This is a genomic window from Streptococcus australis, assembly GCF_047463015.1.
GTDB classification, from domain to species: Bacteria; Bacillota; Bacilli; order Lactobacillales; family Streptococcaceae; genus Streptococcus; species Streptococcus australis_F.
Genome location: NZ_JASHER010000002.1, coordinates 81,414 through 105,943 on the forward strand (window position 1 = coordinate 81,414; position 24,530 = coordinate 105,943).

General features: G+C 43.9%; 25 protein-coding genes. 20 read left to right on the plus strand and 5 right to left on the minus strand.

The annotated features are described in order from the left end of the window. The first annotated feature begins 1 nt into the window (after position 1). The 10 genes from QM873_RS02195 to QM873_RS02240 all read left to right on the plus strand — a co-directional run bounded on the left by QM873_RS02195 (position 2) and on the right by QM873_RS02240 (position 10,097). A complete protein-coding gene (locus tag QM873_RS02195; RefSeq protein ID WP_023026658.1) occupies positions 2-280 on the plus strand; it encodes a UPF0223 family protein in 279 nt (92 codons plus the stop codon). After that, positions 270-1,043: an inositol monophosphatase family protein gene (locus tag QM873_RS02200; protein WP_293873546.1), complete on the plus strand. Its 774-nt coding sequence runs from the start codon at positions 270-272 to the stop codon at positions 1,041-1,043. Before QM873_RS02195 ends, QM873_RS02200 begins: the two co-directional genes overlap by 11 nt. Continuing rightward, positions 1,040-2,344, plus strand: a complete 1,305-nt coding sequence (locus tag QM873_RS02205; RefSeq protein ID WP_414278718.1) for an RsmF rRNA methyltransferase first C-terminal domain-containing protein — start codon at positions 1,040-1,042, stop codon at positions 2,342-2,344. Before QM873_RS02200 ends, QM873_RS02205 begins: the two co-directional genes overlap by 4 nt. A 130-nt stretch (positions 2,345-2,474) precedes the next feature. Further along, a complete protein-coding gene (locus tag QM873_RS02210; RefSeq protein WP_154852487.1) occupies positions 2,475-3,341 on the plus strand; it encodes a phosphate ABC transporter substrate-binding protein PstS family protein in 867 nt (288 codons plus the stop codon). A gap of 17 nt (positions 3,342-3,358) precedes the next feature. Continuing rightward, complete coding sequence (gene pstC, locus QM873_RS02215; RefSeq protein WP_048717261.1) at positions 3,359-4,270, plus strand: phosphate ABC transporter permease subunit PstC; 912 nt, start codon at positions 3,359-3,361, stop codon at positions 4,268-4,270. Beyond that, positions 4,260-5,144 carry a phosphate ABC transporter permease PstA gene (gene pstA, locus QM873_RS02220; RefSeq protein ID WP_006596570.1) on the plus strand — a complete coding sequence of 295 codons (885 nt, stop codon included), beginning with the start codon at positions 4,260-4,262 and terminating at the stop codon, positions 5,142-5,144. The genes pstC and pstA overlap by 11 nt, the downstream gene beginning before the upstream one ends. A gap of 11 nt (positions 5,145-5,155) precedes the next feature. Next, positions 5,156-5,959 (plus strand): phosphate ABC transporter ATP-binding protein PstB, encoded by an 804-nt coding sequence (gene pstB, locus QM873_RS02225; RefSeq protein ID WP_048689960.1) that lies wholly within the window; start codon positions 5,156-5,158, stop codon positions 5,957-5,959. Between the two features lie 36 nt (positions 5,960-5,995). After that, positions 5,996-6,754 carry a phosphate ABC transporter ATP-binding protein PstB gene (pstB, locus tag QM873_RS02230; protein ID WP_006597331.1) on the plus strand — a complete coding sequence of 253 codons (759 nt, stop codon included), beginning with the start codon at positions 5,996-5,998 and terminating at the stop codon, positions 6,752-6,754. A gap of 14 nt (positions 6,755-6,768) precedes the next feature. Beyond that, a complete protein-coding gene (phoU, locus tag QM873_RS02235; protein ID WP_006596567.1) occupies positions 6,769-7,422 on the plus strand; it encodes a phosphate signaling complex protein PhoU in 654 nt (217 codons plus the stop codon). 131 nt (positions 7,423-7,553) lie between these two features. After that, positions 7,554-10,097 carry a M1 family metallopeptidase gene (locus QM873_RS02240; protein ID WP_414278830.1) on the plus strand — a complete coding sequence of 848 codons (2,544 nt, stop codon included), beginning with the start codon at positions 7,554-7,556 and terminating at the stop codon, positions 10,095-10,097. Between the two features lie 54 nt (positions 10,098-10,151). On the opposite strand, the gene QM873_RS02245 is transcribed toward QM873_RS02240, so the two are convergent. Then, positions 10,152-10,694 (minus strand): biotin transporter BioY, encoded by a 543-nt coding sequence (locus QM873_RS02245; RefSeq protein WP_195324103.1) that lies wholly within the window; start codon positions 10,692-10,694, stop codon positions 10,152-10,154. Positions 10,695-10,903: 209 nt separating this feature from the next. Here QM873_RS02245 and QM873_RS02250 point away from each other — a divergent pair, with 209 nt between their 5' ends. The 5 genes from QM873_RS02250 to QM873_RS02270 all read left to right on the plus strand — a co-directional run bounded on the left by QM873_RS02250 (position 10,904) and on the right by QM873_RS02270 (position 15,866). Continuing rightward, on the plus strand, positions 10,904-11,500 hold the full coding sequence (locus QM873_RS02250; RefSeq protein WP_195324102.1) for a hypothetical protein: 597 nt from the start codon (positions 10,904-10,906) through the stop codon (positions 11,498-11,500). 112 nt (positions 11,501-11,612) lie between these two features. Further along, a complete protein-coding gene (locus QM873_RS02255; protein WP_023022847.1) occupies positions 11,613-12,287 on the plus strand; it encodes a response regulator transcription factor in 675 nt (224 codons plus the stop codon). Next, complete coding sequence (locus tag QM873_RS02260; RefSeq protein ID WP_414278719.1) at positions 12,277-13,650, plus strand: sensor histidine kinase; 1,374 nt, start codon at positions 12,277-12,279, stop codon at positions 13,648-13,650. The genes QM873_RS02255 and QM873_RS02260 overlap by 11 nt, the downstream gene beginning before the upstream one ends. Positions 13,651-13,899: 249 nt before the next feature. After that, positions 13,900-14,286, plus strand: coding sequence for a lactoylglutathione lyase (gene gloA / locus QM873_RS02265; protein WP_195324100.1), 387 nt, complete (start codon positions 13,900-13,902; stop codon positions 14,284-14,286). Between the two features lie 194 nt (positions 14,287-14,480). After that, positions 14,481-15,866, plus strand: coding sequence for a polysaccharide deacetylase family protein (locus QM873_RS02270; protein ID WP_195324099.1), 1,386 nt, complete (start codon positions 14,481-14,483; stop codon positions 15,864-15,866). Between the two features lie 309 nt (positions 15,867-16,175). Here the strand turns inward: QM873_RS02270 and QM873_RS02275 are convergent, their stop codons facing one another. Both QM873_RS02275 and QM873_RS02280 read right to left on the minus strand, forming a co-directional pair. Beyond that, positions 16,176-17,264 (minus strand): DEAD/DEAH box helicase, encoded by a 1,089-nt coding sequence (locus QM873_RS02275; protein ID WP_129268872.1) that lies wholly within the window; start codon positions 17,262-17,264, stop codon positions 16,176-16,178. Position 17,265: 1 nt separating this feature from the next. Further along, positions 17,266-18,243, minus strand: a complete 978-nt coding sequence (locus QM873_RS02280) for a Gfo/Idh/MocA family protein (protein ID WP_048717272.1) — start codon at positions 18,241-18,243, stop codon at positions 17,266-17,268. A 207-nt stretch (positions 18,244-18,450) separates the two neighbouring features. On the opposite strand from QM873_RS02280, the gene udk reads away from it, so the two are divergent. From udk to QM873_RS02305, 5 genes are all read left to right on the plus strand, one after another. After that, on the plus strand, positions 18,451-19,086 hold the full coding sequence (udk, locus tag QM873_RS02285) for a uridine kinase (protein ID WP_048691384.1): 636 nt from the start codon (positions 18,451-18,453) through the stop codon (positions 19,084-19,086). Between the two features lie 66 nt (positions 19,087-19,152). Then, on the plus strand, positions 19,153-19,824 hold the full coding sequence (locus QM873_RS02290; protein ID WP_140813885.1) for a YoaK family protein: 672 nt from the start codon (positions 19,153-19,155) through the stop codon (positions 19,822-19,824). 150 nt (positions 19,825-19,974) lie between these two features. Continuing rightward, entirely contained in the window at positions 19,975-20,472 is a 498-nt protein-coding gene (locus QM873_RS02295) for a GAF domain-containing protein (RefSeq protein ID WP_195324098.1), read from the plus strand. Next, positions 20,472-22,148, plus strand: coding sequence for a DNA polymerase III subunit gamma/tau (gene dnaX / locus QM873_RS02300; protein ID WP_414278720.1), 1,677 nt, complete (start codon positions 20,472-20,474; stop codon positions 22,146-22,148). The genes QM873_RS02295 and dnaX overlap by 1 nt, the downstream gene beginning before the upstream one ends. A gap of 38 nt (positions 22,149-22,186) precedes the next feature. Beyond that, positions 22,187-22,399 carry a DUF3272 family protein gene (locus tag QM873_RS02305; protein ID WP_048690913.1) on the plus strand — a complete coding sequence of 71 codons (213 nt, stop codon included), beginning with the start codon at positions 22,187-22,189 and terminating at the stop codon, positions 22,397-22,399. 40 nt (positions 22,400-22,439) lie between these two features. On the opposite strand, the gene birA is transcribed toward QM873_RS02305, so the two are convergent. Continuing rightward, complete coding sequence (birA, locus tag QM873_RS02310; protein ID WP_342991758.1) at positions 22,440-23,381, minus strand: bifunctional biotin--[acetyl-CoA-carboxylase] ligase/biotin operon repressor BirA; 942 nt, start codon at positions 23,379-23,381, stop codon at positions 22,440-22,442. A gap of 29 nt (positions 23,382-23,410) precedes the next feature. Then, positions 23,411-24,412 carry a LacI family DNA-binding transcriptional regulator gene (locus QM873_RS02315; RefSeq protein WP_129822175.1) on the minus strand — a complete coding sequence of 334 codons (1,002 nt, stop codon included), beginning with the start codon at positions 24,410-24,412 and terminating at the stop codon, positions 23,411-23,413. Positions 24,413-24,530: the final 118 nt, after the last annotated feature.

Consider the following 24,530-nt stretch of genomic DNA (forward strand, 5'->3'; position numbering starts at 1 on the left):
TATGAATAAGAATTATAGTTACCCACTCGATTTATCGTGGAGCACTGAAGAGCTTGCTTCGGTGCTTTCTTTTTTTAATCAGGTTGAACAAGCCTATGAACAAAAGGCAGATGCCCGCATCTACCTAGAAGCTTATAAGGCCTTTAAGAAAGTTGTCCCAAGTATTGGCGAAGAAAAGCGTCTGGGCAAAGAATTTGAAGAAGTCAGCGGCTATTCACTTTATCGTGCAACCAAAGTTGCGAAAGAAAAAGGGGAAGGATGGTTTTCGATTGATCAATAAATTAGAATTTGCTAAGACCATTGTCAAAGAAGCAGGAAGCTATCTTAGAGAGCACCTGCATGACCAGCTAGCAATTACAGTCAAAACAAATCCGACGGATTTGGTGACTCAAATGGACCAAGAAGTGCAAGCAACCCTGGTTGGCAAGATTTTAGAAGCCTATCCAGAAGACCACATTTTTGCGGAAGAGGATGACCTTCGTGCACCTATTCGTTCCGGTAAGGTCTGGGTGATTGATCCCATTGATGGGACCAATAATTTTGTGACCCAAAAAGAAGACTTTGCTGTTATGGTTGCTTATTTTGAAGAAGGGATTGGCCAGTTTGGCTTGATTTATGATGTCATGCGGGATCATCTCTTTTTTGGTGGAATGGATTTTGGAGTCTTTTGCAATGAGCAAGAACTGAAACCCTTTCAAAATCGTCCCCTTAGCGATTTATTAGTGGCTTCCAATGTTGGCATGCTCAAGTCCAACGCTTGGGGCATGGCGGATCTGGGGGCAGAATGCTTAGGAATTCGGGTCTATGGGAGTGCAGGTATCAGCTTTGCCAAGATTTTATCCGGTGGTATTTTAGGCTACTTCAGCTATATCTGGCCATGGGACTATGCAGCAGCAGCCATCATGGGCGAGTGCCTAGGTTACTCTGTTTTGACTCTAGAAGGGAAAGAACCTAACTATGAGACTTTGGAGCCCATCATGATGATCCCAACTTGTAAACTAGATGAGATTCAACCCTTTTTGAAGAAAGGAACACACGCATGACCTTTCCTCAAGGATTTAAAGAAAAATATCATCAACTACTTGGAGAGGAGGCTGAGGCCTTCTTTCAAACCTTTGACGAGCCGGCCGTATCTGCCTATCGGACTAATCCATTAAAGGCGGAGCAAATCAGAGGTGATGAGCCTATTCCAGGCATGCCTTGGAGTTACTATGGCAAAGTTTCTGGGAAATCGATTGCCCATGTCACTGGAGTGGTCTATTCGCAAGAACCGGCTGCCCAAATGGTAGCCCAAGTAGCCCATCCCAGTCCAGGTATGAAGGTCTTGGATCTTGCTGCAGCACCGGGTGGCAAGACGACCCACTTGCTCTCTTATTTAGAAAATCAAGGACTCCTTGTTTCCAATGAAATCCACAAGGGCCGCTCCAAGATTCTAGTCGAGAATGTCGAACGTTTTGGATCCCGCAATGTCGTGGTGACCAATGAATCAGCCGATCGCTTGGCTAAGGTTTTCCCAGCCTATTTTGATTTGATTGTTTTGGACGCACCATGCTCTGGTGAAGGAATGTTTCGAAAGCAGCCAGATGCTATGGACTATTGGCATCCTGATTATCCAGCCCAATGTGCTGGTCTCCAGAGAGAAATCTTAACAGATGCCCTCAAGATGCTGGCACCAGGGGGGCAGCTGGTTTATTCGACTTGTACCTGGGCACCAGAAGAGAACGAAGAAATTGTCTCTTGGCTCTTAGACGAATATGAGCTGGAATTGCTACCGATTGAAAAAATCAATGGCATGGTAGAAGGGATTGGCCATCCCGAAACAGCCCGGATGTATCCTCATCATTTCAAAGGGGAAGGGCAATTTGTTGCTAAATTCCTTTATCACGGAAAGCCTGAAGTCAAGAAGATCAAGGAAGGCCGTTCCAATCTAACGGCTGAGCAGAAGAAGTTGTGGCAAGCTTTTGCCAAGGATTGCCTGGCCATTGACCTAGAAGGCCTCTACCAATGTTTTGGAGATCAGCTTTATCTCTTGCCGGGTGGACTTCCTGATTTGAAAAAGGTCAAGATTGCTCGCAATGGCTTGCACCTGGGAACTTTCAAGAAAAATCGCTTTGAACCTAGCTTTGCCTTAGGTCTAGCTCTGAAGCCAGATCAAGTGAAGAAAGCGATCAGCTTATCTGATCAAGACTTCATCAAGTATGTAGCTGGGGAGACCATTCAACTGGAGCAGGACAATACTAATGGATGGTATCAGGTCTTAGCCGGAGGCAATGGTTTAGGCTTTGCTAAAGTAACGGGACGGACCTTGAAAAATTTCTTTCCAAAAGGCTTGAGATTTAGATAAATTATTAGGAAATGCGGTCTTTCTATGTTATAGTGGAAATAAAGTGATTCTTGCTAGAATACTAGAAGATGACCAAGTGTTTAGAGATAAGATTTAAACGATATTTGATTATGATTCAAGGAGACTTACATTGAATAAATGCAAAAAGCTAGTCCTTGGGCTAGCAACAGTAGCACTTGCAGCTTCTCTATCTGCCTGTGCATCTTGGATTGACCGTGGAGAAGCGATTACAGCTGTTGGATCGACAGCTCTACAACCCTTAGTTGAAGGGGTAGTAGATCGTTACATTGAAGAGCATCCCGGTAAGATTGTCAATGTCCAAGGGGGTGGATCTGGTACAGGTCTGTCTCAGGTCCAATCAGGAGCTGTCGACATTGGCAATAGTGACCTCTTTGCAGAGGAAAAAGATGGCATCGATGCTTCTAGCTTAGTAGACCATCAAGTGGCAGTAGCGGGAACAGCTATCATTGCCAATAAGAATATTTCTGTAGACGATTTAACAACCGAACAATTACGTAAGATTTTTACTGGTGAATATACCAACTGGAAGCAACTGGGTGGTGAGGACCTGGAAATTACCATTGTGAACCGGGCTGTAGGATCTGGTAGCCGTGCTGTGTTTGATGACATCATCATGAATGGGAAAGACCCAAAACAGGCTCAGGAACAAGATTCCAATGGAATGGTGAAAAACATTGTTTCCCAGACTCCAGGTGCCATTTCTTATTTGGCCTTTACCTACGTGGATGATAGTGTTAAAACCATGAAGTTAAATGGCTATGAACCAACTAAGGAAAACGTTGTGAGCAATAACTGGCCAATCTGGTCTTACGAACATATGTATACCAAGGGAGAGCCAAGTAAATTGGCTAAGAAATTCTTGGATTATATGATGACAGATGAGGTCCAGCAGGAAATCGTTGGTAAGATGGGCTATATCCCAATCAATGATATGAAAGTCAGCCGTGATCTTGACGGTAACATTACGAAGAAATAAGAAGAATTAGGTAAAACATGAACGAAGTAGCAAAAAAAATGCTCGCAAAGTCCAATAATTCTCGGTTGGAAAAATTTGGTAAAACCATTACTTTCTGCTGTATGAGTTTAATCGTCTTTGTCGTAGCTTTGATTTTGATTTTTGTAGCCCAAAAGGGATTATCGACCTTCTTTGTCAACAAGGTCAATGTCTTTAGTTTCCTTTTCGGATCCACATGGAATCCATCAGGGAAAGAATTTGGGGCTTTGCCAATGATCTTGGGTTCCTTCATTGTAACCCTTTTGTCTGCCTTGGTGGCGACACCTTTTGCCATTGGTGCGGCAGTCTTTATGACAGAAGTTTCTCCTAAGGGAGCTCGTCTCTTACAACCAGCCATTGAATTGTTGGTAGGGATTCCTTCTGTTGTATATGGATTTATTGGTTTGCAAGTGGTGGTTCCATTTGTCCGTTCCATCTTTGGTGGGACAGGATTTGGGATCTTGTCAGGGGTCTTTGTCCTCTTTGTCATGATTCTTCCAACTGTGACCTTTATGACAACAGACAGCTTACGGGCAGTGCCTCGTCACTATCGGGAAGCGAGTATGGCTATGGGAGCGACTCGTTGGCAAACGATTTGGCATGTCACCTTAAAGGCGGCTCGCTCAGGTATTTTTACAGCAGTTGTCTTTGGAATGGCCCGTGCCTTCGGTGAAGCCTTGGCTATTCAGATGGTGGTCGGAAACTCAGCGGTTGTTCCAAATTCTTTAACAACTCCAGCTTCCACCTTGACCTCTATTTTGACCATGGGTATCGGAAATACGGTTATGGGAACTGTTAACAACAACGTTCTCTGGTCACTTGCCTTGGTGCTCTTGCTGATGAGTTTGGCATTCAACAGCGTTATCAAATTGATCACGAAAGAAAGAGGTAAGAAGAACTATGCACGCTAAAAAAATAGATAAGATAGCGACAGGGGTTCTCTATGCAATTGCTGGAATTATTGTCACTATTCTTGCTTCTTTGATTCTCTATATCCTGGTTAGAGGGTTGCCGCATGTGTCTTGGACCTTCTTGACCAGCAAATCCTCTTCTTACCAAGCAGGTGGAGGGATTGGGATTCAGCTCTATAATTCCTTCTTCCTCTTAGTCATTACCTTGATTATTTCCTTCCCACTTTCATTAGGGGCAGGGATCTACTTGTCAGAGTATGCCAAGAAGGGCCCATTGACCAATTTGGTTCGGACCTGTATTGAGATCTTGTCTTCTCTCCCATCGGTCGTAGTTGGTCTCTTTGGTTATTTGGTCTTTGTAGTGCAGTTCCAATATGGTTTCTCGATTATTTCTGGAGCCTTGGCCTTGACGGTCTTTAACCTGCCACAGATGACACGAAACATTGAAGATAGTTTGCAAAATGTCCACCATACACAAAGGGAAGCCGGCCTTGCGCTTGGAATTTCTCGTTGGGAAACTGTGATTCACGTGGTGGTACCTGAAGCCTTGCCAAGTATTATTACGGGTGTCGTACTAGCTTCTGGGCGGATCTTTGGGGAAGCAGCGGCCTTGATTTATACTGCTGGTCAGTCTGCCCCAGCCTTGGATTGGAGCAACTGGAACCTCTTTAGTGTCACCAGTCCGATCTCTATTTTCCGTCAAGCAGAAACCCTAGCGGTCCACATTTGGAAGGTCAATAGTGAAGGAACCATTCCAGATGCGATTGAAGTATCTGCTGGATCGGCTGCAGTTTTGTTGATCTTCATTTTGATTTTCAACTTCGGAGCGCGTAAGCTCGGTACTTACCTCCATAAGAAATTAACCTCAGCATAAAAGGAGAAGAAATGTCAAAGTACAATTGGGATGAGAAACATATCATTACTTTTCCTGAAGAAAAAGTGGTCCTTTCGACCAAAGACTTGCATGTTTACTATGGTTCAAATGAATCCATCAAAGGCGTGGATATGCAATTTGAGAAGAATAAAATTACAGCTTTGATCGGTCCTTCTGGATCTGGGAAATCCACCTATCTCAGAAGTTTGAACCGGATGAACGATACCATTGATATTGCGCGTGTGACTGGGGAGATCTGGTACGAAGGGATTGACGTTAACCGTCCAGATATCAATGTCTATGAAATGAGAAAGCATATCGGAATGGTCTTTCAACGACCAAATCCCTTTGCCAAGTCTATCTACCGCAATATCACCTTCCCCCACGAGCGGGCAGGTGTCAAAGACAAGAAGGTCTTGGACGAAATCGTCGAAAAATCTTTGAAGCAAGCAGCCCTCTGGGATCAGGTCAAGGATGACTTGCACAAGTCCGCATTGACCCTCTCTGGTGGTCAACAGCAACGCCTTTGTATTGCCCGTGCAATCTCCGTTAAACCAGAGATTTTGCTCATGGATGAGCCAGCTTCAGCCTTGGACCCTATCGCGACTGCTCAGTTGGAAGAAACCATGCTAGAGTTGAAGAAGGACTATACTATTATCATCGTGACCCACAGCATGCAACAGGCAGCTCGGGCCAGCGATTATACAGGATTCTTCTATCTAGGCGATTTGATCGAGTATGATAAAACAGCCAATATCTTCCAAAATGCAAAACTGCAATCGACCAACGATTATGTGTCTGGTCACTTTGGATAGGAATTGGCAACATTGAAATAACATAAGGATGAAAACATGACAGAACCAATTTTGCAAGTCAAGGACTTGTCGGTTTATTACAATAAGAAAAAGGCACTGAATAGTGTGTCACTGGATTTCACCCCTAAAGAAATCACGGCTTTAATCGGTCCTTCTGGATCTGGGAAGTCTACCTTGCTCAAAGCCATCAACCGGATGGGAGATTTGAACCATGAGGTGACGACGACCGGAACCGTCCTCTACAATGGTCACAATATCTATAGTCCACGGACGGATACGGTGGAGCTTCGTAAGGAAATCGGGATGGTCTTTCAACAGCCCAACCCCTTCCCTATGTCTATCTATGACAATGTCACTTACGGACTCATGATCAATGGGGTCAAGGACAAGCAAGTCTTGGATGAAGCAGTCGAAACCTCTTTGAAAAATGCTTCTATTTGGGATGAGGTCAAGGATCGTCTCCATGATTCAGCGATTGGGCTTTCAGGGGGGCAGCAACAACGGGTTTGTGTGGCGCGTGTATTGGCAACCAGTCCAAAGATTATCCTCTTGGATGAGCCAACCTCAGCTTTGGACCCGATTTCTGCTGGAAAGATTGAAGAAACACTTTATGGTTTGAAGGATCGTTACACCATGCTCTTGGTGACGCGGTCTATGCAACAAGCCAGTCGGATCTCGGATAGGACGGCCTTTTTCTTGGATGGGGACCTCATCGAGTATGATGACACCTCAAAAATCTTCTTGAACCCTGCTCGTAAGGAAACAGAAGATTATGTATCAGGGAAGTTTGGATAAGAAAGGGAAAGTAAATGTTACGTGTACAATTTGAAGAAGATTTAGAAAAGCTTCATAACCAGTTTTATGCCATGGGAAATGAAGTCTTGACCCAGATCAACCGCACGGTTCGAGCTTTTGTCACTCATGACCGTGATCTGGCACGTCAGGTGATCGAAGATGATGCGGAGATTAATGAGTATGAAGTGAAGTTGGAGCGCAAATCCTTTGAGATGATTGCCCTTCAACAACCGGTTTCTCAGGACCTTCGGATGGTGATGACAGTCTTAAAAGCTGTATCTGACGTTGAGCGTATGGGAGACCATGCGGTATCTATCGCCCGTGCAACCATCCGTATGAAGGGAGAACTTCGTAGTAAGGTTGTAGAAGAAGAAATTAGCAAAATGGGTCGAGAAGTCAAAGACTTTGTTGAAGCAACCTTGGAGCTCTACTTAAAAGGGGATGTTGAAACGGCCTATGAAGTAGCGACTCGCGATGAAAAGATTAATGAGTATTATGATCGTATTCAAGAGTTGGCAACGGAAGAAATCAAGCATAATCCTGACTTGATTATCACTGGACGTGATTACTTCCAAGTCATCAACTACTTGGAGCGTATTGGTGATTACGCTAAAAATATCTGTGAGTGGGTTGTCTACTTCGAAACTGGAAAAATTGTGGAATTATAAGAAAAGAAAGTCTGAGGTCATGATCTCAGACTTTTGTCTTTTTGTAGATCTGGTTTTGCCCCCTCTTACCTTACAGTTAGTAGGATTTATGATAGAATAGAAGGTGAGAAAAAATGAAGAAGGAGTTACTCATGCAAGCAGTTGCACATTTTATTGATACATTTGTACCTGAGCACTACGATCTATTCTTAGATTTGAACCGCTCTAGTAAAACTTTCTCAGGGAAAGTGATCATTAGCGGAGAAGCAAAAGAGACTCGCATCTCTCTTCACCAAAAGGATTTGACCATCGAAACTGTACAAGTAGACGGGCAGGACTGTGCCTTTACAGTCAATGATGAGGAAGAGGCTGTCTTTATCGAAGTTCCTGCTACTGGAAAAGTAAACCTTACCCTCACTTATGCAGGGAAGATTACCGATAATATGACTGGGATTTATCCATCTTACTACACAGTAGATGGTGTGAAGAAGGAAGTGATCTCTACTCAGTTTGAGAGCCATTTTGCGCGTGAAGCCTTCCCAAGTGTGGATGAGCCAGAAGCCAAAGCGACCTTTGATTTGGCTGTGAAGTTTGACCAAGAAGAGGGAGAAATCGTTCTTTCTAATATGCCTGAAATCGATGTCGAAAGTCGAAAAGAAACAGGTATTTGGAAGTTTGATACGACTCCTCGTATGTCATCTTATCTCTTGGCCTTTGCGGCTGGAGATTTGCAGGGTGTGACAGCTAAGACCAAGAATGGAACCCTAGTCGGTGTCTACTCTACCAAAGCTCACCCATTAGAAAACTTAGACTTCTCATTAGATATTGCCGTTCGTGCCATTGAATTCTATGAAGACTACTATGGAGTGAAGTATCCAATCCCTCAATCCCTTCATATCGCCCTTCCAGACTTCTCTTCCGGAGCGATGGAAAACTGGGGCTTGGTAACCTATCGTGAAGTCTACCTCCTTGTAGATGAGAACTCGACAGCCCAAAGCCGTCAAACAGTAGCCTTAGTCGTAGCTCACGAGTTGGCTCACCAATGGTTTGGTAACCTCGTGACCATGAAGTGGTGGGATGACCTCTGGTTGAATGAAAGCTTCGCCAATATGATGGAATATGTCTGCTTGGATGCCATCGAACCAAGCTGGAATATCTTTGAAGACTTCCAAACAACAGGTGTACCTGCTGCCTTGAAACGCGATGCTACAGATGGCGTTCAATCCGTCCATGTAGAAGTGAAACACCCAGACGAGATCAACACCCTATTTGACCCTGCAATCGTTTACGCCAAGGGTAGCCGGCTCATGCACATGCTTCGCCGCTGGTTAGGTGATGATGCCTTCCGTAAAGGTTTGAAGATCTACTTTGAAAAACACCAATACGGCAATACCATCGGTCGTGACCTTTGGGATGCTCTTGGTCAAGCTTCAGGTCGTGATGTCGCAGCCTTTATGGATTCTTGGTTGGAGCAACCAGGATACCCTGTTGTCTCAGCTTCAGTAGAGAACGATACCTTGATCATCCGTCAAGAGCAGTTCTTTATCGGAGAAAGAGAAGAAAAAGGCCGCAAGTGGGTTGTACCATTGAATAGCAACTGGACCGGTATTCCAGATACCTTGGAAACAGAAGTCTTAGAAATTCCAAACTACAGTGCCTTGAAAGTTGCTAATAGCGGCGCTCTTCGCTTCAATACAGAAAATACGGCTCACTATATCAGTGACTACCGTGGGGAATTGTTGGAAGACATCCTTGCTGACCTTGCGAACTTAGATAGCACTTCGAAATTGCAAGTGGTTCAAGAACGCCGTCTCTTAGCGGAAAGCGGTCAAATTTCTTATGCAAGCCTCTTGCCAGTGATTGAACATTTGACAGAAGAAAGTTCCTTCTTGGTAGTTTCTGCTGTTTCGAGCGTCTTGAGTGGAATCAGTCTCTTTGTGGATGAAGGAACTGAAACAGAAGTGGCCTTCCATGAGTTGTTGAAACGCTTGAACCGTTACAATTTTGAACGCTTGGGACTGGAAGCTAAGCCTGGTGAATCAGAAGAAGACGAAAAAGTTCGTCAGCTAATGATTGCTAATATGATCAAGGCCAATGATGAAGCTGCAAAAGCACAAGCGAGCGCTATCTTCGAAGCGCACGCAGCTGATCTAGAAAAACTTGCAGCTGCCATTCGCTTGCAAATCTTGGTCAACCAAATCAAACACCAGGAAACCAAGGAACTTAGCCAACAATACCTGGATACCTATGTGAAGACAGTTGATGGAAACTTTAAACGCCAGTTGGCGGCTGCACTTTCTTATACCAAGGATAAGGAAACTTTGGAAGCTCTATTGAAAGAGTGGAAGAACAAGGATGTGGTGAAACCTCAGGACTTGGCTATGAGCTGGTACTTCAATTTCTTGCACCATGACTTTACCCAAGGTAGAACCTGGACTTGGGCGCGTGAAAACTGGGATTGGATCAAGAAAGCACTTGGTGGTGATATGAGCTTTGATAAGTTTGTCATCTACCCAGCTAACTGTTTCAAGACCCGTGAACGCTTGAATGAATACAAGGCCTTCTTTGAGCCTCAATTGGATGATATGGCGATCAGCCGTAATATCAAGATGGGAATCAAAGAAATCGCGGCTCGTATTGATCTCATCGAGCGGGAGAAAGCAGCTGTTGAAGCAGCCCTTCTAGCAACGAAATAAAGAAAAAAGCTCCTAGAGAGGAACCTGCAGGTTTGTAGGCCTCTCTAAGAGTTTTTATTTTGCTTTTTTGAAATATGGGAGATGTTTGAGATTGCGATAGAGAATAACTGCGAAAACCGTTGTCAAAGTCATCTTAATCAAATCTGGTAATACAAAAGGTAGGACGACCAGTTTTACGGTGAGATCCAAACTCTGGTGGGTAATGAGCATAAAACCTAAGGCCCCCCCAATAAAGAGAACGACTTCCCCTAAGGCGTTAGCAAGGAAGATGCGAATGGGTTGTCCCTTTTGGCCAGCGAAGATAGAAGTCACCAAAGCTCGAAGAGGGAAGAAGAAAAGGAATCCAGCAGTGGGACCGTAGAAGGCGCTGATGCCTCCGTGACCACCTGAAAAGACGGGAAGGCCAATAGCACCTAAGAGAAGGTAAATGAGAACAGAAAGAGTGGCTTCTGTAGGGCGATAGATGCTAGCAATCAAGCCGATTGCTAAAGTTTGAAGCGTGATTGGAATGGGGCCAAGGGGGATTTGAAATGGAGATAAGACAGCAATCAGTGCTGCTCCAAGGGCAATTAATGTCATTGATTCTATTTTTTTCAAAACAGTAAACCTCGCTTTATTTTTATGGTAACTATTCTACAAAAAAGAAGGCAAGCCTGTCAAGTCCTCTATTCAGCTGTGACAATTGTCTCCATCCTCATTTTAGGAAAATTTAAGAAAAAATTTAGTCACGATTAAGGAAGAATCGGTAAACTATCTCTATCTAAACAAAGGCCTTGTTTAAATAAATAATTTAAGGAATGGAAAGAATGCAAGCTTCGAATGAACAAAAGCAAGAAAGAACTGAAAAAATGATTGTCGTTAAGAAAAGTCCTAAGTGGTGGGCAACTGCTGCAGCAACAGGAGGACTCATCGTTGGGATGACTGGTGGATTTGGCTTGGGAATGTTGGCGACAGCCAATACAACTTCCCAACGCCAACAAGCAGCAGTAGCTACACAAAATAGTAACCAGCCTGCCCAAAATTCTCAAGGACAAAATGGCCAGGGGAATCATCAAGAACAAAATGGACCTTCTAACTCACAAGGTTTTGATGGACAAAATGGCGGACCAGGACAAGGACAAATGAATGGCCAACCACCACAAGGAGAGGGACCACAAGGTGGTCAAGGACAAGATGGCTTTGGTGGTGGACCAGGCGGTATGCCCCCGCAAGATGGCCAAAACGGTGGACCAGGACAAGGGAATAGGAATGGCCAACCACGACAAGATGGTGGGCCTCAAGGTCAACAAGACAAGCAACAAAATGGTAAACCGAGTAAAAAGTCCTCTAAGAAGTCCAATTCAAAAAAATCGTCTAGTAATACAAACAATTCATCAAAGGATGAGACAGGGACAGTAGGCTAAGAAAAAAGTTGAAATCGCTATCTGAATGCTACTGAATAAGGCCTTGTCATGTTATAATAGAGTAGAAAATACTCATCATCCTTGTGTGGAAGAATGAGAAGGAGAAGTACACATGATTAAGATTCTATTAGTCGAAGACGACCTCGGTTTGTCTAATTCAGTATTTGATTTTTTAGATGACTTTGCAGATGTCATGCAGGTCTTTGATGGAGACGAAGGCCTTTATGAGGCTGAAAGTGGCATCTATGACCTCATTTTGCTAGATCTCATGCTTCCTGAAAAAGATGGTTTCCAAGTTTTGAAAGAATTGAGAGATAAGGGTGTCTCCACTCCAGTATTGATTATGACAGCCAAAGAGAGCTTGGACGATAAGGGCCATGGGTTCGAGTTGGGGGCAGATGACTACCTGACCAAACCATTCTACCTAGAAGAACTCAAGATGCGGATCCAAGCATTGCTGAAGCGCTCTGGTAAGGTCAATGAAAATACCCTTTCTTATGGGAATGTAACCGTTAATCTTTCGACAAATTCTACGCTTGTTGAAGGGAAAGAAGTGGAGCTATTAGGGAAAGAATTTGATCTTTTGGTCTATTTCCTTCAAAATCAAAATGTTATCCTGCCCAAGACACAAATCTTTGATCGACTTTGGGGATTTGATAGCGATACGACTATCTCGGTTGTCGAAGTTTATGTTTCTAAGATTCGTAAGAAGTTAAAAGGAACAGAATTTGCAAAAAATCTCCAAACATTGCGTAGCGTGGGGTACATTCTGAAAGATGCTCAATAAAATAAAAAAAACTGTTAATGCGGATGACTTTTCTTATTTCATCCGCTATTTCGGACTCTTTACCTTAATTTTCTCAACCATGACCTTGATTATTATTCAAGTGATGCGGTCAAGTCTGTATACAACGGTTGATGAAAATTTAAAGATGCTGAGTAAAGATCGTTATTCTATTATTAGCTTGGCCAATCGTACCGGAAATGGGATGGGAAGAGACGAACCAGATGATGACCGACCAGAAGATGATGAACTTGGTCCCGAGGATGGCCCTAGACCATCGGTCACTTCTAATAGTACAGCCATCCTCTTGAATGATAATTTTGAAAATGTGACGACGGATAATGGTTTCCTGGATCTAAAAACAGTGACCTTTAGTCGCAGCTATTTAAACAAGATCAAGCAGATTCAAATTACCAATCATTATAAGCAGAAGGAAAGTTACCGGGCTTATTTGGTGGATATTGACCCTGATGATTATATCGATGGGGTGAAATATGCCGTGATCATGACCAATATTAGCCAGTTGGAGCAGACCAGTGAAAAACACGAGAGCCAAATCGCTTTGGTCATGATTTGCTTCTGGGGCATTTCCCTCTTTGCAAGTATCTTCCTGGCTAAAATGAGTGTGAAACCTCTCTTAGAGAGTATGAATCGGCAGAAGGCATTTGTCGAAAATGCTTCTCATGAATTGCGGACACCTTTAGCAGTTTTGCAAAATCGTTTGGAAACCCTGTTTCGAAAACCAGAGGCAACGATCATGGAATCCAGTGAGAACATCGCCTCCTCTTTGGATGAGGTTCGCAATATGCGCTTACTGACGACCAATCTCTTAAACTTAGCCCGTCGAGATGATGGGATTAAACCTGAGTTTTGTGAAATTCCTCCCTCTTTTTTCGACCAAACTTTTGCCAATTATGAAATCATTGCCGAGGAAAATGATAAAATCTTCGAGTATGAGAATCAGGTCGAAAGGAGTCTGGTGTCTGACAAGGTCCTACTGAAACAGCTGATGACCATTTTGTATGACAATGCCCTCAAATACACAGAGGAAGAAGGAAAGATACGGTTTGTCGCCCAATTCAAGGATCGCTATCTCTATCTTCGGGTAGAGGATAATGGACCAGGGATTGCAGACGAAGATAAAAAGCGGATATTTGATCGATTCTACCGAGTGGATAAGGCGCGGACCCGTCAAAAGGGTGGTTTTGGTTTAGGCCTATCCTTAGCCAAGCAAATCGTAGAAGCCTTTAATGGTACCATTACCGTTCGAGATAACAAGCCAAAAGGTGCTATTTTCGAGGTCAAACTAGCAACCAAGTCAGATAGTAAAAAGAAATCAAGTTCTAAATCAACGAAAAACAAGTAAGAGAGTGGGACAGAAATCGGTAATTCGTTAGAATTCGATTTCGTCGTCTCACCTCCGCACAGTTGAATAGGGCTGTAAAAGCTGATAAAATCAGCGTAGTAGAGCCCACTCAGCCACTGCGTCTTGCTCAATAATCCAAAGACAATTGAGAGGCTAGGACTTTTGTCCCAGCCTCTTTTTTATCTATTTCAAATAATCGCTATTTTCGTCTGACTAGTGTATAATAGTAAAAAAAGAAAGAGGTGTCGTATGGCTTCAAAAATGTTACACACTTGTTTGCGAGTGGAGAATTTAGAAGAATCAATTGCCTTTTATGCAGATGCATTTGGCTTTAAGGAATTGCGTCGCAAAGATTTTCCTGAATACAAATTTACGATTGTTTATCTTGGTTTAGAAGGGGATGATTATGAGTTGGAATTAACTTACAACTATGATCATGGTCCTTACATCATTGGAGATGGCTTTGCCCATGTTGCCTTGAGTACGCCAGACCTTGAAGCCCTTCATGCGGAGCATAAGGAAAAAGGTTACCAAGTGACAGATCCTAAAGGCTTGCCAGGAACTCTTCCAAACTATTACTTTATTGTGGACCCAGATGGCTACAAAGTCGAAGTGATTCGTGAAAAGTCCTTATAATCAGCACCATATAACTTGTAATAAAGAGCAGATGTGACTACATCTGTTCTTTTTTTCTGCTTGAAAGTTGCCGGTTCAAAGTGACAGGAGATAGGACTGAGCTACTTTAATTTTCCTTCCATATTTTAGTTTTTATTTTCTAGATTCTAGAGTTTTCTACTGTTTTTTGGTGATAAAATTGCTATAATAAGAGTATGAAGAAATCCTACTTGAAAATACTTATTCTCATCCTCCTCAACCTCCTTTTCATCGGGGGAATTTATCTTGCTTATCAGAAGATTGAGGAAGCACGCGCTATCAAAAATTATAATCAACAGTTTTCCAAAGCAATCCAGGAAGAAGAAGCAGTTGAAAAAGACAAAGATACCATTCTTCAAAAAGGAATGGTCGGTCAATCTTATGTTGCTGCCTACTACCCGAAAAATAACGAAGAACCTATCGCAGTGGTCAAAGAGAGAATTTTGGCTGACGTTGGCTCTCTTCCCCAAGAAGAAAAGAAGAACCAGCAAGCAAAAGAACTATTGTTCTATCATACCGAACGTTCAGAAGACCCATTTGTCGGGGTTCATCCTTATCAGGTGAAGAAGACCCAGTACAAGTGGAAAAACGGTAAGTTCATCAAAGATGGGATCGACAAACTTCCCCTCCTTTATCTAACGGATGAGGGGACGGTCTTCCAATTCTCCCAATTGTTTACGGATGCTGATCTAGCCAAAGAAACCCTCTTAACAGAGTTGCGCTCTCAGCTGGTCTTCCTACAGTTAGGGGAAGATCGAATTGAAGAGCTGATGCAAGCTGTCTCAGCAAGTGATATAGCAAGCTGGCAGTTCACCTACAATCAAGGTGTTCTTTCTATCACACTTCCAGTTACTATTGAGGGCATGGAAACCTTCGATATGCCCCTTTCGAAGCTCTATGATGTGATTGATTCTGCTCGCCTGAATCCTGGAGATCGGGAAGCTTATGAGGCCTACCAAACCCAACGTCACGCTAAGATGGTTGCCTTGACTTTTGATGATGGTCCAGATCCATCGACGACTCCTCAAGCCCTGGATATCCTCAACAAGTACCATGTTAAAGCGACTTTCTTTATGCTTGGGAAGAATGTCTCTGCCTATCCAGAAGTGGCTAAACGGGTCCGTCAGGAAGGACATGAAATCGGGATCCATACTTGGAACCACCCTGTCTTAACTAAGTTGCCTTTGGAGTCAGCTCAAAAAGAAATCATGGATACCAAAGAAGTGATTCAAAAGGTGACTGGAGTGCAAACGAAGATTACTCGTCCTCCTTATGGTTCGATTAATAGTGCCATTCAATATGCAGTGGATCAAGCCTTTATCATGTGGGATGTGGACACCTTGGATTGGAAGAGTCATAACACCGAAGCGATCTTAGCAGAGGTGAAAAAACAAGTCAAACCAGGATCAATTATCCTGATGCATGATATTCACCAAACTTCGATTAATGCTCTCCCAGCTGTGATTCAATACCTTCAATCGCAAGGCTACACCATTGTGACGGTTGATGAACTCTTAAACCACCAAGTGGAAAGTCATCGCCTCTATTACAATCGTAATTAAAAAAATCGTTCGTAAAAATACGAACGATTCAGATTGAAGATAAAGTAATTTTAAAAACTTTCCTTAGGTGAGTACGGACGTCAGCGAACTTCGTAGAAGTTCCATGACTAATTATTGAGCTTAAGGTCTCAATAATTCCGAGTGCCTGAAACGATTGTGTTTCAGGCACTTTTCTCACGGCGGAAAGTTTTTTTCACATTCTTAAATGACTAAAAATATAAGTTGTTTTTTGAAAATCATCCAGCTGTTTTATGTAAAACAATAGTTTGTCTACATTAAAAATCGTTCGTAATACTACGAACGATTTTCTTATTCTTCCCCTATATAGAGTTGAGCTCCCTTAAGGATCAAAGGACGAACAGGGGTTAATTTTTTCAAGCTTTTTAATTCTTCTGGATGGCTAACCAAGGTGATGACATAGCCTTCTTTGCCCATGCGTCCGGTACGCCCAGATCGGTGGATGTAGGTTTCGGCATCTCTTGGAACTTCATAGTTGACGACACATTCTAGTGAGTCGATATCGATTCCCCGCGCTACCAAATCTGTTGCCAGAAGGAGTGTCAGCTGATGATCCTTAAAGCGTTCCAGAATGACTTTCCGGAATTTGACGTTGACGTCACTAGCAAGTGAGACAGCGCTAACTTCTCGGTACTGGAGTTTTTCTTCAGCGCTCCCTAGATCGGACAAGCTATTGAAGAAAACGAGGCCACGAAAGTCTTCGACATTGGATAGTTTTCTGAGGAGTTCGACCTTTTCTCGCTTGTCCACTTCCATATAGAAGTGCTGGATATTGTCCAAGCTTTGCCCTTCTACCTGAATGGTCAGGGTATTGGGCTCGATTTGCTCTGGATCAAACTTGGTCGTTGCACTCATATAGATAAATTGATGATCTCGTGGCGCGTAGTGGCAAATCTTGTCGACAAAGTGATACTGAGAGTCGCTGAAAAGTTGGTCAAATTCGTCCAGGATGATGGTATCGACATTCATCATCTTGATTTTCTTGAGCTTGATCAACTCAAAAATACGGCCTGGAGTTCCGATGAGAATTTCGGGTCCTTTTTTGAGACGTTCGATTTGCCGTTTTTGACTAGAGCCAGAAAGGAAAAGTTGAGCACTTAGTCCAAGAGGCTCTGCCCATTGTTTAGTGACATCAAAGATTTGTCCGGCCAACTCTGTATTGGGGGAGAGGATCAGCAATTGTTGTGCTTTTTTAGGCTTTAGCTTGAGAAGACTAGGGAAGAGATAGGCCAGAGTCTTCCCAGTTCCTGTCGGGCTGACTCCAAGTACGTTCTCCCCTTGGGTGATCGGCTCAAAGAGGCGTTCTTGGATTTCAGTGAGTTGCTCAAAGCCGAGGGTTTTGAGTTGCTCTTGCCAGAGCGGTGGGAATGCTAGTGTCATATTAGTTTTCGTCCTTAAAGTGTATTCCAGCATCTTGGCGCATAGCATAGAGGGCTTGATGGACCATCTGTCCAGTTTGGAGCCAAGTCTGGTAAAGTATCTGGTCGCCTTCTGTCATCATACTAGCAAAGGCCTGGGCTTCTTCTAGCATGTTATGAGGGGCAGGAGTGATTAGAAGCTGGTAGCTGTTTCCAGAATGGTCTTGAAAAACAGCCTCGTTAACGGCTTCAATGCCACTCAGAAAGAGGGTGCCATCTGTTGTGTAGATTTCAGCAGGAAGATTGCTGGTCACATCTTTGCCGGCTTGAATGCCGATGACAAAGTCAGAATAAACCAAGTTACCATGTCCGTTCAAATCGATTGAATTAGGCAATTGCCGCGCCTGATAGGTTACTGATTCAGGTTGACCGAAGAGGCCGATTGCAAAGTAGAGGGGATAGACACCCAGATCCATAAGGGCTCCGCCTGCAAACTGGTCAGAGAAAATATTGGGAGTAGACCCTTTTAAGAACTCAGGCATCTTAGAAGAGTATTTGGCATAGGTCATGTGGCCACCCAAGATGGTCTTGTCTTTGAGAAAGTCTTGGATGGTCGCAAAGGCTTTTTCATGATAGTTGCGAGCTGCTTCAAAGAGATAGACCTGGTGCTCCTTGGCCAATTTGACCAACTCTTCCCATTCCTTGGGAGTAGTGACGGCTGGTTTTTCAAGGATGACATGTTTCTTAGCTAGAAGGGCTAACTTTGCCTGAGGATAGTGGAGTGAATTGGGACTAGCAATGTAGATGACATCCAGGTCACTATCTAAAAAGGCAATCAGATCATCATAGAGGGCCACTTGTCCATAAGGTTGGGTGAAACTACGAGCTTTCTCCAAGGTCCGTGAATAGACCGCTCTTAACTCATACTGGTCTGTTTCTTTAGCTGCAGCCAGGAAGGAATGGGAGATGGCACTGGTGCCGATGATACCGAGTTTTAGCATGGCAGCTCCTTTCAATCAGGTATTTACTGGTTTCATTATATCATGTTTCACCCTAAAAAGATGGAATGGGCCTTTCGAACTGGGACGGAAGGGGAAAGGAGATCCTTCTTTGATTTTGGATGAAAGCCATAGAAAAATGGTTCAAGTCGTGGTCAAGTGACCGCTTTTGTGATAGAATAAATAGGATTATAGAAAATGGAGAAGAAGATGCGAAACAGACCAATTATTATCGGTGTAACAGGCGGTTCTGGTGGGGGAAAAACTAGTGTTTCTCGGGCAATTTTGTCCCACTTCCCGGATGAGAAGATTGCCATGATTGAGCACGATTCTTATTACAAGGATCAAAGCCATTTAACCTTTGAAGAGCGGATTCAGACCAACTATGACCATCCTTTTGCCTTTGATACAGACCTCATGATCGAGCAAATCAATGAGTTGTTGGCTGGACGTCCGGTTGATATTCCAACATATGACTATGCAGCGCATACGCGTAGTGCTAAGACTTATCGCCAGGAGCCTCAGGATGTCTTTATCGTTGAGGGGATTTTGGTCTTGGAGGACAAGCGTCTTCGTGACTTGATGGATATCAAGATTTTCGTTGATACCGATGATGATGTGCGGATCATTCGCCGGATCAAGCGAGATATGGAAGAGCGTGGTCGGAGTTTGGACAGCGTCATCGAGCAGTACTTGGGAGTGGTGAAGCCGATGTACCATCAGTTTATCGAGCCAACCAAGCGCTATGCGGATGTCATCATTCCAGAAGGTGTGACCAATACTGTAGCCATCGATTTGATTACGACTAAGATTGAGAAGATTTTGAGCGAATCACGTGAAGGATAAGATAACAAGTGAGAGAGGTTAGGAAGTAGTGTCCCAGCCTCTTTTCCATGACAAATAGGGAGAAATATGAAAAAGTTAAGAAGGGAGTTTCACTCCAGAAGTAAGGCCTTTGCCTGCCTGCTGACTATGTGTGCGGGTTTTTCAGATGCCTACACCTTTATCGAAAGAGGAGGGACCTTGGCGGCTGGCCAAACGGGAAACGTGGTCTTTCTATCCGTTGGGTTAATCGGCCATGAAATATCTGATGTGGAGGTCAAACTAGCCACCATGTTAGCCTTTATGATCGGGATTTTTTTGATGACCGTCTTTCAGCGCTTCTTTAGTCATTCGGTTTGGCGGCTTAGTACCTTAGTTCCTTTGGTCCTGACGACCTTGGTGGCTGGCTTTCTGCCAAAAGAAGTGCCCAATGTTCTGATCGTGCCTTTCTTTGGACTGAGCTTGGGGATTGTAGCTATTTCCTTTGGAGAAGTCGATGGCTATGCTTACAACCATTCCTTTATGACAGGGAATCTCAAGAAGACCATGGTCGCTTACGGGAATTTTGTGCGGGATCGCAAGATGGAGTTTTTCTGGGAATCCCTCTTTATGACCTCCTTGATTGGGAGTTTTGTCGGAGGGGCTATTCTTTCGACCTTCCTCATCCAATATTATGGCCTTCGGACCATTTGGTTTGTTTCCCTTGTTCTGACCATCTTTCTGACATATCGGGCGATTCAATATGTTCGGAGAGACGCTTAAATGAATTTTTACAAAGTCAGGGACCTTGCTCCCTGGCTTTTTTATTGAGAACATTTGCTTGGTACTTCTGATGTCTAGTCGGGTTTTTATCAAGGCTTGCTCCGTGGTAAATACTTAATTTTCTAGCCAAAGTTTGGTATAATAAAGGGTATGAATACGCAAGAAAAAGAATCACATTACAAACTCTTACTAGCCCAGTTAGAAGCTCTTTTGGAAGGAGAGAGCAATGCCTTGGCCAATTTAGCCAATGCCAGTGCTCTGCTCAATCAAGCTCTACCTCATTCCGTCTTTGCAGGTTTTTACCTCTATGATCAAAAAGAGTTGATTTTAGGCCCCTTTCAAGGACAGGTATCTTGTGTCCATATCGCTCTAGGAAAAGGTGTCTGTGGAGAAGCAGCAGAGAAAAGAGAGACGCTGGTCATCGAGGATGTGACCCAGCATGCCAATTATATCTCTTGTGACAGTCGGGCCATGAGTGAGATTGTGGTCCCCATGGTCTTGAATGACCAGTTGCTTGGAGTGTTGGATCTAGATTCGGATCGGGTGGGAGATTATGACGACCTGGATCGTCTTTATTTGGAACGTTTTGTAGCCATCTTGCTCGAAAAAACAAATTGGAATTTTAGGATGTTTGGAGTAGTAGACTAATGTATCAAGCCCTCTATCGTAAATACCGAAGCCAGACCTTTGGCCAGCTTGTAGGGCAGGAGGTTATTGCGACGACCCTACGACAAGCTGTCGAACAGGGAAAAATTAGCCATGCCTATCTCTTTTCTGGCCCTCGTGGGACGGGGAAGACCAGTGTGGCGAAAATCTTTGCCAAGGCCATGAACTGCCCCAATCAAAAAGGGGGAGAGCCTTGTAACGAATGCTATATCTGTGAAGCCATTACCAATGGCAGTTTAGAGGATGTCATCGAGATTGACGCTGCTTCTAATAATGGGGTGGATGAGATCCGCGATATCCGCGACAAATCGACCTATGCGCCTAGCCTGGCCCCTCACAAGGTCTATATTATCGACGAGGTCCACATGCTCTCGACGGGAGCCTTTAATGCCCTTCTCAAGACCTTGGAAGAACCGACAGAAAATGTGGTCTTTATTTTAGCAACAACGGAATTGCATAAGATTCCAGCAACCATCCTTTCGCGGGTTCAACGCTTTGAGTTCAAATCAATCAAGACGCCAGCCATTCAAAACCACCTAAAAGCTGTTTTGGATAAAGAAGGCATTGATTACGAAGAAGAAGCTGTAGCCATTATTGCCCGTCGGGCAGAAGGTGGGATGCGGGATGCCTTGTCCATTTTGGACCAGGCCCTCAGCCTGACAGCTGGTGCCCAATTGACCACTGCGACGGCAGAAGAAATCACAGGCTCCATCAGTCAAGAAGCTTTGGATCTCTATGTGGCAGCCTTGGCAGCACAAGATGCAACAGCTGCCTTGGACCAGTTAAACTTCATCTTTGATAATGGGAAAAACATGGCCCGCTTTGTGACGGACCTCTTGCAGTATTTACGGGATCTCTTGATCGTTCAGACAGGTGGGGAAAATCTCCATGTCAGTGAGAGATTTAACCAGAATCTAGCCATTCCACAAGCCACCCTCTTTGCTTGGATTGATCTTGCGACAAGGAGTTTAGCGGATATCAAAAACAGCCTGCAGCCGAAAATCTATACGGAGATGATGACCATTCGTTTGGCAGAATACAAGGGTGAGGGCCCTTCGGCTAGCCAAGCGGCTCTTCCAGCAGATTTCTTGGCACAAATGGACCAACTCAAAAGAGAAGTGGAGTTACTGAAAAGTCAATTAGCTCAAGTAGGGAGCGGGTCTCCTGTAGCCAAGTCAGCTCCAGCCCGTCCTCAGAAGTCTAGCAAGGACTATCGAGTGGATCGCAATAAGGTTCAAGCCATCTTACAAGAAGCAGTTGAAAATCCAGATTTAGCCCGTAACAATCTCATTCGCCTACAGAATGCTTGGGGGGAAATTATTGAAAGCCTAGCAGGGGCAGATAGGGCTTTACTGGTTGGTTCACAGCCGGTTGCGGCTAATGAACGCCATGCGATTTTAGCTTTTGAGTCTGCCTTTAATGCCGAACAGACCATGAAGCGAGATAACCTCAATACCATGTTTGGCAATATTTTAAGCAATGCGGCAGGTTTCTCTCCGGAGATTTTGGCTATTTCCATGGAGGAATGGACCCAGGTTCGGGCGGAATTCTCTAAGAAAGCTCGTGGTCACAAGGATGAAGTCGAGGTGGCAGAAGAGCCTGTCATTCCGGAAGGTTTTGATTTTCTCTCTGAGAAAATTACGATCCAAGAAGACTAGCCTGTGCTTTTTTCAGAAAATCGTGGTAGAATAACAATATGAATAAACGTCAATTTTGGACTATGGCTATCTTTACAGCCTTTGAAACCTATTTTTTCAATGATGCAGTAATGAGAGAAAGTTACCTGGCAGCTATCTTCTGGGCTCTCTTGATACTGAGAAATTTGCAAGTCAGCTATATCTTAGGGAAATTGGTCGAAAGTATCGATCAACAGCTCAATCAGAAAAAACGGGATAAGTATAAAAAATAAGCACCGAGAGGTGCTTATTTTTTTGAGCTGTTGATCTGTTTTACAGGTCCCACTGTTTGAGGGAAATTTCGCCACTATTAAGCCAGCGTTCTTGGCCGTCCTCCAGTTGGACTAGTAGTTGTCCACTATCTGAGATATCCTTGGCCAGACCTTGGTAGCTGGTTTGATTTTGTTCGAAGTGGACTTCCTTACCTAGGACCAGTGAACGTTGCTTGTAGAGGTAGATCAGCTCCTCTTCTGGAGTGGTGAAAAATTCCTTCCAAATCTCAGCAATCAGTTCATTGCGGGAAATGGGAGGCTGGGCACCAAAGAGGGACCCTGCCTTGTCTTTCAGTTCCTTTGGAAAATCAGTGATGGAAAAATTGAGCCCCACACCAATAATGACATCTGTGATGAGGCCTGTTTCGATAGAACTGATGGCTTCAGTCAGAATGCCTCCAACTTTTTTCCCCTTGTAGTAGATGTCATTGACCCACTTGATATCGACATCCAGTAAGGCTAGACTTTTCAGAGCCTTATAGATAGCAGCTGCGACCATGAGGGTATAGGCAGGTGCTTGATCGAAAGGGAGGTTGGGCTTGAGGTGGAGAGACATGTAGATTCCCCCTTGAGAAGGACAGAAGTAGTCGCGCCCAAAACGCCCCTTACCAGCTGTTTGGAAAGGAGCTAGATACAGAGTAGCAGATTGGCCACCCGCTTCCATGGCATTCTTAGCGTCTAACTGGGTGGATTGGCACTGGGGATTATAGGAGACTGTCAATGGACAAAGGTCTTCGATGACTTGGGGGATTAGGAGGTCTCCAGAAAGGATCTTGTAGCCTCGATTTTTAACAGACTCAATCTCGATGCCTTCTTTTTCTAGACGCTGGATGGCCTTCCAGATAGAGGTGCGAGACAGGCCCATTTCCTGGGCTAGTTGCTCGCCGTTGACATAATCCTGGGCTTGGGCCAAAGTTTGGTATAAAATTTCGTGTGTTTTCATAGTATCTTATTTTCGAAAAGGATGGAAGATCATCCATTCTTGGTACTTTCTCTTAAGGTGAGTTTGGTTCCTAGCATGGTAAGGGTCGGTATTTCTCTCGGAGCTAGGACTTGTTTATTGAGGACGTCCATAGCGGTTCGTCCCATTTCTTCTGTAAAAACAGTGATGGTCGAGAGGGGAGGAAAGACTTGTTTGGCTAAACTGGTATCATTAAAGGAGATGAGTTGGATGTTATCAGGGACCTTGATGCCGGCTTCTTGAAAGGCGCGAAGAGCCCCAATTGCCAAACTATCACTGGCAGCAAAATAGGCATCTGGTAAGGGTGAGCCAGACTGAAGTTGAGAGGAAATGAGGTCATAGCCTGATTGAGCTGTAAAACTACTTGTGAGGATGAGTTCAGGGTGATACATGTTTCTTTCAATACAGTAGTTTCGATAAGCTCTACGCCGGGGATCGGGAATACTTTCCAATAGGTCGGTCGTTTTTTCCTCACCGGTTAAGAGACCAATTGTTTGACACCCTTGTTTTCTTAAATAGTGAAGAGCAGTCTGAACAGCATTTTCAAATTCAGTAGTGACACAAGGATGCCCTTGGTTGAGAGTGTTACTATCAACAAAAACCAGAGGCTTGGCTAGCTTTTCTAGTTCGATAATCTGTACCCTACTAAACTTTCCGATACAAAGGACCCCAACAATTTCCTCCCCTAATCGAAAAGGAATATCATTGAAATAGCGGAGGATGCCATAGTCGAGGTCCTGTGCTCTTTTTTCAATGCCTAAACGGATGTTGTAGTAGTAAAGGTCGTCCAGTTCTCCCTCTTCACTTTTCCATTGGATGATGACAATTTGTTGTTTTTCTTTCTTAAAGTTCCCACTTTTCTGATGTCTGGTGTAGCCTAGTTCGTCAGCAACGGTCAAAATTCTGTGGCGGGTTTCCTCCGTTACAGAAAGACTAGTATCTTGATTAAGCACACGTGAAACAGTGGCGATGGATACGTTAGCGAGACTGGCAATATCCTTTAATGTAGCCATAAGTTTTCTCCTTCTGTCTTCTAGTATATCATAGCTTTGGCCTGGTTAATGTATTTTACTAAAATTTTAGTAAATGAATTGATTTGCTTGATGAAAAGGGTTACACTAAAGATAAATA